Origin of the sequence: Bradyrhizobium sp. Leo170, from assembly GCF_004296405.1 — a bacterium.
In the GTDB taxonomy this organism is placed as follows: domain Bacteria; phylum Pseudomonadota; class Alphaproteobacteria; order Rhizobiales; family Xanthobacteraceae; genus Bradyrhizobium.
Window position 1 is genome coordinate 1 of the sequence record NZ_PSRR01000090.1, and the last position, 13,499, is coordinate 13,499.

The window sequence follows — 13,499 nt, forward strand, 5'->3', positions numbered from 1 at the left end:
GCGGCGAGGCCGGGCCTGAGAAGGTGACGACGGCGTGATCGCGGACACCGCCCTCAAAGATATTTCTGAACACGATGACCGGACGGCCGCTGCCATCCAGGGCCAGGCCGAGGCGACAACATTCGCAGGTGTTGTCGGCGACGATCTGCGCGTCGGAGTAAGTCGAACCGCCATCCTTCGATGTCGCGAAGAACAGGCCTGCGCCATCGTAGGGCTTGCCGTTCTGCCGCGCCGGCACGCGGTTGCGCTTGTCGAACCAGGCCGCGAACACGGTACCGTCAGGCGCGAAGGCAATAGCCTCGAAGCGCTGGCTCTCGTTATCAGCGGTGATCGGGCGCAAGGGAGCAAAGCTCTTGCCCCCATCGGTCGATTGCGTCGTGAGCACCTGACCGTTGAAGGCCTTGTCCCTGAAGATCGAGAACGCAAGCGCAATCCGCCCCTTGCCATCGATGGCGATCTTCGGACGTGCGTCCGGTCCCCAATCCAGATTAAGGCTCTCGCGCGTGACCTGCACCGGCGAAGAGTAGGTCTTTCCTTCGTCCTTCGAACTTGCAACGGATATCTGACCGCCGGCCATCCAGACCAGCCAAAGCGTCCCGTCGGCACTGAATGCGGGCATGACCTTGCTTGCGCAACGCAGGACCGTCTCCTCGCACGCAGCTTCCGACGCGTGCTGATGGTTCATCTGCGCGGATGCGCCGCCGTGCCAAAGCGTGAAGACGGCGGCCATGGCGGCAGCACCGAGGATAGCTCTGAGGTCCTTCATGACAACGCACCTCATTTGAACGCCAGTTTCATGCCGGCCACAAACGTTCGTGGCGCTCCGGCATAGATCGAGCCGGTGGTGTTGGCCAGCACGCTCGCGGGGTTTTGAATGCCCACCGCCGTCACCGTGTCCGGAATGTTGTTGGCGGAGGCCACATACGTCCGGTCAAAGACGTTCCGCACCTCGAAATAGAGGTTGATCGCCTTGAAATAGTCCGAGACCAGATCGGTACCGTAGTGGACATTGAGGTTGACCAGTTCATAGCCGGGCGCCTTCAAGAGATTGGCATTGTCCATGAAGAAGGAGTCCTTCCACTGCACTTCCACAAACGCGCCGAGCCCCCGGAGCGGCCCGGACAACTGGTCGTAGGAAAGCCGCGCGGTCAATTCGTTCGGGGAGATGCCGGGGATCTTGTTTCCCGCGCGATTGAAGCCGAACACCGCGCCATTGGTGATGTTCTCGACGTACTCCGTATAGACCTCGTCGAGATAGGTGTAGGCCGCCGTCAGCCGCCAGCCCGGGAGGAACCGCCAGTCGGCGGCAAGCTCCACGCCGCGATGCTCGGATCGCGGCGCATTGAACATATAGCTCGCATTGGGCGCTCCGACCGGAGTTGCCTGCGACACCAGTTCGTCCTTGAAAAACTCGTAGAAGCCGGTGGCGCTCAGCTTGAGCGCGCTGTTCGGCGTCCAGTCGAAGCCCAGATCGTAACCGAGGTTTTTCTGCGCCTGCAGCCCTGTATTGTTGCCGTTCTGACCGTTTGACAGCACAAAGAGGTTTCCGACCTGCGGCGTCCCGTATCCGGTAGCCACCCTGCCGCGGAATTGCCACTCGCTGTTCAGCCTGTAGAGAAGCGCAAGCTCCGGCGCGGTGTTCTGGAACTGCCGATCGGCGGTCGTCACCGTCGCCGTCGTGATCCCTGTCGGCCCGGTATAGGTGAAGGCCGTGTTCCTTCCCTTGAGGTTGGTCGTTTCCCATCCAATGCCCGCGATCGCCGTGAGCGACGGGTTGAGCTTGAGTTCCTGTCGCGCGCGAACGCCGTAGTTGGATGTATCGCTGTACAGATTGCTGGATAGCGCTCCAAGCGTGGCATTGCCGCCCGGCGCGACATTGCGCGTATCGCTGGAGGCGGCGAGCGTGTTGTACCAGCCCCCGAAATAGGTGGTCGAGTCCATGCCAAGGATCTCGCCGCGCCGCGTGATGTCGCTCATATAGTTGTAGGACGGGAAATCGCCGATTGCGCTGGTCGCTCCGGTCGGCTGATTGATGTTGCGGTCGTCGAACACGAACTGGTTGCGCCAGGTGGTCTGATTGTCGAAATCATGCTCCCAGCGGCCGCCGACGATGGTGCGACGATCGTTACGGCCGAGCCCCGCCTGTAGCGCAGTCTCCCTGTCGATTCCCGCCGCCGCGTTGAAGCCGTTGTTGAACAGCGGCACCGTTGCGCAGCCCAGCGCCGCGGTGGCGCCGGTCACGCAGCCGCTCTGGAAAGGGTTCTGGTTGTACTGGTTCAGCGACAGCCGGATCGGCAGCCGCGCGCTCAGGTCGTTGTTGATGAACTTGACCGTGAAGCGGTCATCGGGCGTGGCCTGCAGCGTGCCGAGGAAATTCACCGTCTGGGTGTTGAACCAGCTATTGCTGATGTAACCGTCGCCGCGCGCATCACTCGCAAACAACGAGCCCTCGAAATTGCCAACCTTCTTGCCTGCGGCCAGATAGTTGTTCAAGTAACCGAAGCTGCCGCCGTCGACGCCGTATTCGACACCGTCGATCGTGCCGCCCGGCCGCGTCCGGAAATTCAGCGCACCGCCGGTCGCGTAGTTGCCGAACAGCGCCGAGGATGGTCCGCGGATGACGTCGATTGCGCCATAGGCGTGCGGATCGATCAGGTCGCTGCGCGACAGTCCGTCCGGTTGGGTGACCGGAAAACCGTCCTCGAAGATGACGAGGTTGCGAATCCCGAAGCCGTTGCGGGCGTTCGATCCGCGGATCGAAATGCCGACGTCGCGCGGCCCGTTGCCCTGCTTGATCGAGATGCCGGGGCTCTCTCTCAGCACGTCTCCGACCGAGAACGCCGGCCGGTTGTCGAACTGGCTGCGGTCGACGGTGGTTTGGGTTTGGCCACTGGGAGCCTGGTTGAGCCCGTCGCGCAGAACCGAGGGCGCAACGTCGCGCTGCACGACGACGGTCGGGATGGTGGTGGTCCTCGGCGACGTCACCCGCGGCCGGGCGGCGAGCGTGCGCCCCACCGGCTTCGGTTTCGCGGGCTTGGCGCGGGCTTCTCGGGGTGCATCCACGTTGACCGGCGGCAAGGCAGTTTGCGCTGTTGCCGGGGATGGATCGGTGGCGAGCATGGCACCAAGCACCATTGTGCCGGCACCGCTCAGGAAAGCGAGGCGTAACATGGGAGGAAATTCCTGACACCGGCTCTGCGGCCGGCTTGATTGACGGCGTCAACCGGCGCAGCGAAGGCGCACCGGCAGCGAACGGCAGTCAGGAAATCGATGGTGGGGCGCGTGCCTGCGCGTGGGAGCGTGCCCGCACATCCGCCAGGCGGGACACGAAATCGAACCATGCCACCTGTTCGGGCGACCGCTCGATAACGCCGGCGGTCATCTCGGGTGGATCGACCGGAGTGCCGGTCTGCAGCACATTACAGATCGAGCAGCAGCCGTCTCGGACGTGCGGCCCGCCCGGGTCGGCTTCGCCGGAACCGGCGCTGTTGTCATGACAGATGATGGCGGCAGCCAGCGGATCGGAAGCGGCGATTCCGGCCGCCCAACAGGCTGCGATCGGCGCAAAGACTTGCACCATCAGCGCAATCAGGAAAACGGGCAGAAAATTCTTCAGCCGCCGGCGCATCGCAAAACCCATCCGATGGCGGAACTAATCATTGCGCCCAGCCGGAGTCGAGAGTGGAAACGCCGCCTTTTTGTCCCGGCGCAAGGAATAATCGGCTGGACCAAGTGTCCGCCCGCGCCCTACCCCTTTACCCCGCGACGGGTCCTGACCGCAGCTCTACAACCGGCAGTGGCGAAATCCCAATCATTTCGCAAATTGCTCGAATTTTGAACAATCGTTGCTGAAATTGATGACAAAACAAAAAAGATGGTCTACCAATTCGGGCTCAGGCCAGCCACAGGGCGGACGGTCTGGTGGTCCAAGTCTCGGGAGGAGCCCGGCGCGCGGAAGCAGCGTCACCCCATCAATCAAGATCAAATCCGAATTTTTGGGGAAAATAGGGTCGACACAATTTCTCGAGCAGGGCTGGTGCCCTGCTCTTTTTTCTTTGGGCCATCGCGATCGCTGATCATGTCATCGGCAAATCCGATCGAGCGCAGCTTCGAACTTGCGGCGGCGCGCTGTGATGATCTGACGCCGCTAGTCTATCGTCGCTTGTTCGAAGCGCATCCCGAAGCAACGGCGATGTTTCGCACCGAAGGCAGCGAGCTCGTCAAAGGCTCGATGCTGGCGCTGACCATCGAAGCGATTCTCGATTTCGCCGGCGAGCGGCGCGGCAACTTCCGCATGATCGAATGCGAGGTCGCCTCGCACGACGCTTACGGCACGCCGAGAGAATTGTTCGTCGCGTTCTTCGCCGTGATCGCGGGCGCGCTCCGGGAAATTCTTGGCGTGGAGTGGACGGTCGAAATCGATGCTGCGTGGCAAAAATTGCTGCGCGAAATCGAAAGCATCGTGATGCCGGACGTTGGCTAGCGCAGCCGCGGAATCGGAACCGTTGGCATGAACGCTCCGATTGTGACAGACTTTCCCTGATCCGCGGCGCGTGCAACCGACGCCGACGGCGCCAAGAACAGATATCAGGGAGCGTGCGATGCCAGGGAAGGACACATCCTCAAGGACCAGGCGCGATCTTCTTCAGACAGCGGCAGCCGCCGCGCTGCTCGGCGGGATTGGCGTGAGCCCCGCGCTCGCGGCCGAAGTCGGACGTTCCGAGAAACCGCTGAAGGCTGCGTTCTCCAACGCAGGCCTGCAGGCCACCTGGTGCGCGCAAGGCAAACAGGCGGCCGAATATTGGGGCAAGCTCTTCAACGTTGACGTCACCTGGTTCGACGGCCAGCTCGATGCGGTGAAGCAGCGCGCGGCGATCGACAACATGGCGTCGCAGAAATGGGACTTCGTCGCCATCCAGGCGTTCGGCATCGGCACGCTGACCCAGCCGGTGCAGAAGATGATCGACGCCGGGATTCCGGTCATCGACATGGACACGCTGATCGCGCCGCTGGATCAGATCAACGTACATTCCTTCCTCGCCCCCGACAATGAATTCATGGGCTCATCGGTGACGCAGGCGCTCGTCAACGCCATCGGCGGCAAGGGCAAGATCATCATGACGCAAGGCGCGCTCGGCCACACCGGGGCGCAGGGCCGCGCCAAGGGCTTCAACTCAGTCGTGAAGCAGTATCCGAACATCGAGGTGCTCGACACCCAGCCGGCCGATTGGGACGTCTCCAAGACCGCGCGTCTGTGGGAGACCTATCTCACCAAATATCCGCAGATCGACGCCGCCTTCTTCCACAATGACGACATGGCGCTCGCCGCCTACAACATCATGAAGGCGCGCAACCGCACCAACATCCTGATCGGCGGGGTCGACGCCATGCCGCCGGCGATTCAGGCGGTGAGTGAAGGCCGCATGTTCGCGACCGTTCGCAATCCATCCTGCCGCATCCATGGTGGCGCCATCATCGCCGGTGTCGCTGCGGTGACCGCGGGCGAGAAGAGCGGACAGGGCATTCCAAAGAGCGTGGTGACCGACGGCCCTGTCGTAACCAAGGCCAACGCCGCGGGGATGCAATGGATGGAGGATCATTTCCTGATCTGAGCCGCCCGCATGCCACAGGGACGCTCACCCATCCTCGAACTGAGGGAGATCACGAAGGCTTTCGGCGGTGTCGAAGCGCTTCGTGGGGTCGACTTCGCGCTCTATGCCGGCGAGATCCACGGTCTCGTCGGCGAGAACGGCGCTGGAAAAAGTACGCTGATGAAGATCATCGCCGGCGTGCATCCGGAATTCTCCGGCCACATCGCACTCGACGGGCGCGAGGTCCGTTTCCGCTCGGCACGCGATGCCCATGCGGCCGGCATCGCCATGGTGCATCAGGAGCTCAGCGTCGCGCCCGATCTTTCCGTCGCCGAAAACGTCTTTCTCGGTACCCAGCCGACCAACCGTTTCGGCCTGGTTCAATGGCGGAGAATGGCGCGCGAGGCGGGCGAACAGCTTGCGCGTTTCGGCATCGACGTCGACCCGATGACGCGGCTCGGCGATCTGCCGATTGGCCTGCAGCAACTGATCGAGATCGCCCGCGTGCTGTTTTCCGGCGCCCGCATCATCATCCTGGACGAGCCGACCTCTGCGCTCTCCCCACCCGAGGTCGAGCGGTTGTTCACGACCTTGCGACGGCTGCGCGACGAGGGCACCGGCATCGTCTTCATTTCCCATTTCATCGAGGACATCCTGCGCATCTCCGACACCGTGACTGTGTTCCGCAACGGACGGAAGGTCCACGAAACGGAGGCCGCCGCGACGAGCAAGGCTGCCCTGATCGAAGCGATGATCGGCAAGGGCCGCGAAGCGCTGGAAGAGACCTATGCGCACGACATCACGCTGCCGCCGCGCGGTAACCGCCCCGTGGTCCTGAAGGCCGACGCACTCTCGCTCGCCCGCAGCGTTCAGGACGTCTCGTTCGAGGTGTGCGCCGGCGAAGTGCTCGGCATTTACGGCTTCATGGGGTGCGGTCAGCTCGAATTGGCGCGCGTCCTGTTTGGCAAGATCAAGCCCGATAGCGGCGTGGTGCTCATCGATGGCGACCGTAAAGCCTTCGCCAGCACGGCCGCCGCCCGGCGCGCCGGCATCGCCTTCGTTCCCGAGAGCCGCCGCGCGATGCTGTTCCACCAGGAGCCGGTCTATAAGAACATCTCGATCAGCGTGCTCGATCGGATATCCGCGCTTCTGCTCAAGCCGGCGCGCGAGCGGTCGATTGCCGTCCGGCAGGTCGATCAGTTGCAGATCCGCCCTGCGGCGGTCGAGCTCGATCTCGGCATGCTCTCGGGCGGCAATCAGCAGAAGGTCGCGCTCGCCAAATGGCTGAGCTATCCGCCGCGAGTGCTGGTGCTGTGCGAGCCGACCCGCGGCATGGATGTCGGAGCCAAGAACGATGTCATCAACATCGTCCGCGAGCTCAGCGCCAAGGGGCTCGCCATCATCGTGCTCTCGACCGAACCTGAGACGGTGTTGTCGCTGGCCGATCGTATCATTGTCCTGAAGCGTGGCGCCGTGGTGCGCGAGTTTGCGGGTGAGGTGGTCAGCAAGGACCGCCTGCTTGAGGCAGCCTGACGGAGAACAGCATGGCGACCAGCGAAGGAGTGACTGCATCAGTGCATCGCGGTGGACAGCGCAGCGCGGCTGCGATCCTGCGCTCGCAGATGCGCAACATCGCGCCGTTCCTGACCCTGATCTGCCTGAGCGGGTTCTTCGCGATCGCGAGCCCCTCCTTCGCAACCCTCGACAATCTCGGCAACATCCTGACGCAAGTCTCCGTGACCGGCATCATCGCCGTCGGCCTGACCTTCGTGATCCTGTGCGCAGAGATCGATCTCTCGATTGCAGCCATCGCCAACGTCACCGGCATTGCGGTTGCCTATTTCACGCTGCAGGAGTCCTACGTGAACATCGCCAATGTCCCGCTGCCGGGCTGGGCGGCGATCCTCCTGTCATTGGCGCTCTGCGCACTGCTCGGCCTCGTCAATGCGCTGGGGCTGACCGTGATCGGCATCCCCTCTTTCATCATGACGCTGGCGATGATGCAGATCGCGGCCGGCATCTCGGCGCTGCTGGTGCGCGGCCAGATCGCCTACAAGGTGCCGGACCTGGTCACGACGCTCGGTTCCGGCTCGATCGGCGGCATTCCATGGATCGTGATCGTCGCGGCGGTGATGCTGCTCGCCGGCCACCTGGTGCTCACCTACACCCGCTTCGGCCGCTACGTCTACATGGTCGGCGGCAATCGCGAAGCGGCCGAATATTCCGGCCTCAACGTCAAGCTGATCCTCGGCAGCGTGATGGTGATCTCCGCGGTCTGCTCCGGCATTGCCGGCATGCTCGGCGTCGCCCATTTCGGCAGCGCGCAGCAGAACGAATTCGACACCTACCTGCTCGATTCGATCGCCGCTGTGGTGGTCGGCGGCACCAGCCTGTTCGGCGGCCGCGGCGGCATCGGCAACACCATTGTCGGACTGTTCGTATTGGGCGTGCTCAATAACGGCCTCGACCACGTCAATATCGACAGTTTCCTGAAGATCCTGATCCGCGGCCTGATCCTGCTCGCCGCGCTCGTCATCAACGTCTATGCGCAGCGGTTGCGAGCACGGGCGGCGGAGTAGCGAACCGATGGCGTGCGGCGACATGAATCGCCGCACGCCATCGCGTCAATGCACCTCAGGAAAGATGATGGACTTCCTGCAGGCCGTAAACCGGCGTCGCAAGTCCCTCCTTTCGGGCCTTTAGTTGCAATGAAAGATACTGGGAATAGTGGCGCGACTGGTGCAGATTGCCGCCGTGGAACCAGAGACCTTCCTGTTGCGTCGGTTTCCACATGTTGCGCTGTTCGCCTTCCCACGGGCCAGGATCCTTGGTCGTGTTGGAGCCGAGTCCCCAGCATTTGCCGACCTTGTCGGCCACGTCCTTGGAGATCAGGTCCGCGGCCCAACCGTTCATCGAGCCGTAGCCGGTGGCGTAAACGATCAGATCCGCATCCAGCTCGCGGCCATCATCCAACAGAATCGAATGCTCCTTGAGCTCGCGAACGTTCACGCCGCTCACCAGCTTGATCCTTCCATCGGCAACGAGATCGCAGGCTCCGACATCTATGTAATATCCGGAGCCGCGGCGCAGATATTTCATGAACAGGCCGGACTCGTCGTCGCCGAAATCCAGCATGAAGCCGGCCTTTTCCAGCCGCTTGTAGAACGCTTCGTCCTTCTTACGAATGGCGTTGTAAATCGGGATCTGGAATTCGTGCATGATGCGATAGGGGAGCGAGGCGAAAATCAGATCCGCCTTGCGGGTCGTCATGCCTGAGGCGACGGCACGCTCGGAATAGAGATCGCCAAGGCCAATTTCCATCAGCGAGTCCGATTTCACGATGTGGGTTGACGAGCGTTGCAACATCGTCACATCGGCCCCGGCCTCCCAGAGCGCCGCGCAGATATCGTGCGCGGAGTTGTTGGATCCGACGACAACCACCTTCTTTCCCTTGTAGGCGTCCGGTCCCGGATGTTGCGACGAATGCTGCTGCTCGCCCTTGAAAACATCCTGCCCCCTGAACTTCGGGATGTTTGCCTTGCCCGACATCCCGGTCGCCAGCACGAGCTGTTTCGGCTTCAGCACGATCTCCTTGCCGCCACGCTCGACGACGACCGTCCACTCCTTTGCCCTCTCGTCGTACCTGGCGGATTTGCACGTCGTGGAACTCCAGTAGTTCAGCTCCATGACCTTCGTGTACATTTCCAGCCAATCGCCGATCTTGTCCTTCGGCGCGAACACCGGCCAGTTCTCCGGGAACGGGATGTACGGCAAATGATCGTACCAGACGGGATCGTGCAGGCAGAGCGACTTGTAGCGCTTGCGCCAGCTATCGCCCGGCCGCTCGTTCTTCTCGATGATAATGGTCGGCACGCCGAGCTGCCGCAATCGTGCGCCAAGGGCGATGCCGCCCTGACCGCCGCCGACAATAAGGACGTAAGGTTGCGTCTTGATGCCGAGTTCGGCGGTCTCCTGTTCGCGCTTTTCCTTCCAGGTCTTGCGACTAGGGTCGCTGCCGTGCTCGGCCCCCATGGGCCGCATCGGCCCTTTCGGCTCCTCGTGGCCTTTCAGTTCCGTCAAGGTCGTGAGCAGCGTCCATATCAGCCCGTTCTTCAGCCGGATATGGCCGTAGCCACGCGCCACTTCGGTCTCGAATTCAAACCAACCATCCGCGACGCCGTCGGCTTCGCTCGCGGGATTGCTTGGATCCTGACGAAAATGGCGCAGTTTGATGCCGGCGAGCTGCGTCGTCAACATCTCCCGGATCTGGCCCTGGCCTTCCATGGTGCGCAGGTTCCAGGTGAAGGCCACGAGATCGCGCCAGTAGCAGTCGGCCTGAAACAGATTCACCGCGACATCAATCTCGCCGCTGGCGAGCGCGTCCTCCAGCTTACCGAGGGCAGCCTCCACCTTGGTGTGAGGGCTATTGTCCAGCATAGTCGTCTCCTCTCTCTTGTATTTGGTAATGTCAGTCAATGCGGCGCTCGCCATGCCTGGCGAGCGACCGCGCCTTTCGCAGAAGCTATTTCGTCAGATCGATCAGGATTTTCAGATGCTGACCGGCAGGATCGAGCAGCACGTCGAAACCCTCTCCGACCGCCTGATCCAGCGTGATCTTCTTGGTCACCACCTTCTTCGCCGGAAGCAGACCGGTGCTGATCAGCCTGATAACACGCGGCCAGTAATGCGTCGGATAGGCCCACGAGCCGCGTATATCGATGTCCTTGAAGGTGACCTGGAACCAGTCGAGCGGATTTTCGTGGGGATGAAGACCGGTCTGCACCACCACCCCCTGCTTCCGCACCGCGTCCGTGCAAGCTTTGAGAGCCTGCTCGTTGCCGACGCATTCGATCGCGACGTCGCAGCCGACATTGCCTTCGCTCAACGAGTGGACCACATCGCCGGGATTGTCGCGCTTCGGATTAATGGTGACGACGTCAGGCAAGATGGACTTGGCGAATTTCAGTCGCGCGTCGTTGATATCTGAAACGAAAAGCTGAGCAGCACCCGCCGCCCGCGCAGCCAGCAGCGTCAATATCCCGATTGGGCCCGCGCCGGTTACCAGCACGCTGTCGCCTGCCGTCACGCCACCGCGGTCGCAGGCGTAGACGGCCACCGCCGTCGGCTCGACAAGCGCAGCTTCCTCATCAGTCATCTCGTCCGGGATCTTCTCAACGTTATATTCGTTGAGCAGGGCATATTCCGCCATTCCGCCGGACACCCAGCTCAGCCCCGCCAATGCAAGTTGCGAACTGAGATGGAAGAGACCGCGGTCGGCGAAATAGTCGCCGGAGCGTGGCATGATCAACGGCTGAACCGATATGCGGTCGCCCGGCTTTACCGATGTGACGCCCTTCCCGACCGCTTCGACCACGCCGCCGAATTCATGACCGAGAACCTGCGGCCCGCTGGCGCCTGTAAACGGATGCGGTTCGACGGGGATGAAGATCGGCCCGTAAGCATACTCGTGCAGGTCAGTGCCGCAGATACCGACGAAGCGGTTCCGGATCAGCACCTGACCTGTGGCAGGCGTTTCCGATGGTATTGGAATCGTATCGAGACGCAGATCTTTGGCTGCATGAAATCGTAAGGCTTTCATTCTTTGCTCCTGTAAGTATTTGCGTTGGTGGTTTGCTGCATATGATCGCGAGTTGCCCAGTTCGGCGCCTCTCTCATCCTCACGGGACATCGTCCCAAGAACCTGGCGTCCTCTGTCCCTTCCAGAGATAGGGCTCAGCCAGGCCGTAGCCGAACAGCATCGGAACGATGAAGGACCAGTGCGTGCCCATGTAGCCGTAGGTGAAGGCTTCACTGATGTTGCCGAAAACCGGCCCGATCAGGTCGAACAAGAGTTTCGTCACCAGATAGGCGAGCAAGAGGCAAAAGCCGGACGCCGCCAATCCACCCCACGGCATGGGAATCTGGGAGAACGGCCAGTTGTGAATGGGGATCAAAACGCCATAGGTAACCGAGCAGGCGACCATGAACCACAGCAGCCAGTATTGATCGTCGGTGAAGTATCCGATGGACCAGAAATTCCCGACGCCGGGCTTAGCGGAATCCCACAGCCCCAAGTAGCGGCTGACCCATAGGCAGAGAAGCACGGTCAGGAAGAGGATCGCCATCTGCGTAAACCCGCGACCCGGTTGTTTCATCCCCCGCGTCCAGTATGCGAGGAGTCCCGTAGCGGCCCCCATCTGCACGAAGGGAAACCACCAAGCCGGTATCCACCGTACCACCGAGCTCGTGACGAGATAGGTGCAGAAGCCGATCAGAACCAGCAGAATGAAAAACTGCCGGTACGGCGGCATACCCGCCACGATCCAGTTCTCACCCGTGAATGAAAAGAACGCCAGAAAGAAGAAGATGCATCCGACGATCGGAAATATCCAATCCGCGCCAAGCCCGCTCCAGTAGATCGACTTTGCCGATAGCCAGCCCAAGACCCACGAAGCTGCAACGATGACAAATCCGCGCGCGAGATTGCTCTTGATTCGATCAAACGGCCAGCCGCAACATACGATCGACAGCAGGGCCCACCACAGACTGAGCAATTGCCAGGTGACGTTATCTAGCCAGAACATCTGGCTGATCTGATCGCTGCTCCATGGTCCGATCGGCATCGCCTTGACGATCAGGTTGACGATGAAACACGAAAGAATGGTGAGCCCGTAGACCAACGCCAATCCCTTGACCGACGAATTTAGCCGGAATGGCGCAACCTCGATCGCATACTGCATGTTTGTTTCCCTCCTGGAGCCTTTCCGGCGTTGATGGAATCAAGCCGGGGTTCTGGTTTTTGTTTTGATGCGGTTTCTTCGCGAACCGCTTTCCACAAACGCACTAGTGTCCCAAGTCCAGAGTTCGCTTCATTTCACGGCGTCGCCTTTGCTAGTCCTTTCATTGCAGCGACAGAAAACGCCGCTCCATTTGTCGCGGCGAGGCCCGACGCCTCAGCTCGGCGCGACCTCAGATAAGAACCATGCCTCCGTCGACGACGAGACTTTGGCCGGTCATGTAGTCGGATGCGGATGACGCCAGGAATCGCGCAACACCACAGAGATCGTCCGCCGCGGATGGACGCCCGAGCAAAATCCCGGCAGAGAATGTCTCGAAGGCTTCGTTGTCGCGCGAGGTCAACCCCTCGTCCTTGAAGCCCTTGTCGATGAGCTTCCACATGTCCGTCGCCACGACACCCGGACAGATCGCATTGACGTTGATCTTCTGGGCTCCGAAGGCGCGGGCCGCCGCCTGCGTCAACGCCACGACGCCGAACTTAGAGGCCGAATAGTGAGCCAGCGGCTCATAACCCTGCTTGCCCGCGATGGAGGCGGTGTTGATGATCTTGCCGCCGTGGCCCTGCGCGATCATCTGCTTGATCGCCTCCTGCATGCAGATGAGAACGCCAAGACCGTTGGTATCCGTGACCCTGCGCCAATCCTGTTCGGTGATGGACAGGAACGGCTTCGTCTGCGCTATGCCCGCATTGTTGAAGATCACATCCAGCTTGCCGTGCGCCTTCACCGTCGCGGCGATCATGGCCTTGACGCTGTCGCGGTCGGTGACATCGACGCGGACGGCGATCGCCTTGCCACCTGCGGCGCGAATTCCTTCCGCGACTGTCGAAGCATTGCCTTCGTCAATGTCCGCGATCGTCAGCAGTGCCCCATCCGCCGCAAGGCCGCGTGCGATGGCTTCGCCGATGCCGCGGCCGGATCCGGTCACGACAATCGCGCGCCCCTCGAGATCGAATGACATGAAAATCCTCCCATTTGCTGTTGCACTCTTACGAATGCTTGCAAATGAAAGGAGCAATCGCCGTGCCAACGGCAAAACCCGAAGAAATCCTTCGTTTTCAGGTGAAACAGGGAGCGCTACTGTTGCAAGGCCTGCAACAGATGCCACACC

The 13,499-nt window shown here is 61.4% G+C and carries 11 protein-coding genes; 4 read left to right on the plus strand and 7 right to left on the minus strand.

The features are described 5' to 3' along the window. The 3 genes from CWO89_RS17280 to CWO89_RS17290 all read right to left on the minus strand — a co-directional run. On the minus strand, window positions 1–730 hold a 730-nt coding region (locus tag CWO89_RS17280; RefSeq protein ID WP_130579989.1), incomplete at its 3' end, for a sialidase family protein. A 47-nt stretch (window positions 731–777) separates the two neighbouring features. Beyond that, a complete protein-coding gene (locus tag CWO89_RS17285; RefSeq protein ID WP_130579971.1) occupies window positions 778–3,171 on the minus strand; it encodes a TonB-dependent receptor family protein in 2,394 nt (797 codons plus the stop codon). A gap of 88 nt (window positions 3,172–3,259) precedes the next feature. Beyond that, window positions 3,260–3,628 carry a DUF2946 domain-containing protein gene (locus tag CWO89_RS17290; protein WP_130579972.1) on the minus strand — a complete coding sequence of 123 codons (369 nt, stop codon included), beginning with the start codon at window positions 3,626–3,628 and terminating at the stop codon, window positions 3,260–3,262. Window positions 3,629–4,078: 450 nt separating this feature from the next. Here CWO89_RS17290 and CWO89_RS17295 point away from each other — a divergent pair, with 450 nt between their 5' ends. The 4 genes from CWO89_RS17295 to CWO89_RS17310 all read left to right on the plus strand — a co-directional run bounded on the left by CWO89_RS17295 (window position 4,079) and on the right by CWO89_RS17310 (window position 8,170). Beyond that, on the plus strand, window positions 4,079–4,483 hold the full coding sequence (locus CWO89_RS17295) for a globin (protein WP_463701529.1): 405 nt from the start codon (window positions 4,079–4,081) through the stop codon (window positions 4,481–4,483). Window positions 4,484–4,601: 118 nt separating this feature from the next. Continuing rightward, entirely contained in the window at window positions 4,602–5,612 is a 1,011-nt protein-coding gene (locus CWO89_RS17300) for a sugar ABC transporter substrate-binding protein (protein ID WP_130579973.1), read from the plus strand. 9 nt (window positions 5,613–5,621) lie between these two features. Continuing rightward, on the plus strand, window positions 5,622–7,124 hold the full coding sequence (locus tag CWO89_RS17305; protein ID WP_130579974.1) for a sugar ABC transporter ATP-binding protein: 1,503 nt from the start codon (window positions 5,622–5,624) through the stop codon (window positions 7,122–7,124). Between the two features lie 11 nt (window positions 7,125–7,135). After that, entirely contained in the window at window positions 7,136–8,170 is a 1,035-nt protein-coding gene (locus CWO89_RS17310) for an ABC transporter permease (protein ID WP_130579975.1), read from the plus strand. A gap of 55 nt (window positions 8,171–8,225) precedes the next feature. Here CWO89_RS17310 and CWO89_RS17315 read toward each other — a convergent pair whose 3' ends face one another. The 4 genes from CWO89_RS17315 to CWO89_RS17330 form a co-directional block, all read right to left on the minus strand. Then, the gene (locus CWO89_RS17315) at window positions 8,226–10,028 is read right to left on the minus strand and encodes an NAD(P)/FAD-dependent oxidoreductase (RefSeq protein ID WP_130579976.1); all 1,803 of its coding nucleotides are present in this window, start codon (window positions 10,026–10,028) and stop codon (window positions 8,226–8,228) included. Window positions 10,029–10,113: 85 nt separating this feature from the next. Further along, window positions 10,114–11,190 (minus strand): 2,3-butanediol dehydrogenase, encoded by a 1,077-nt coding sequence (locus CWO89_RS17320; RefSeq protein ID WP_130579977.1) that lies wholly within the window; start codon window positions 11,188–11,190, stop codon window positions 10,114–10,116. A gap of 79 nt (window positions 11,191–11,269) precedes the next feature. Continuing rightward, window positions 11,270–12,331 (minus strand): hypothetical protein, encoded by a 1,062-nt coding sequence (locus CWO89_RS17325; protein ID WP_130579978.1) that lies wholly within the window; start codon window positions 12,329–12,331, stop codon window positions 11,270–11,272. 229 nt (window positions 12,332–12,560) lie between these two features. Then, window positions 12,561–13,349, minus strand: a complete 789-nt coding sequence (locus tag CWO89_RS17330; protein WP_130579979.1) for an SDR family NAD(P)-dependent oxidoreductase — start codon at window positions 13,347–13,349, stop codon at window positions 12,561–12,563. Between the last annotated feature and the right edge of the window lie 150 nt (window positions 13,350–13,499).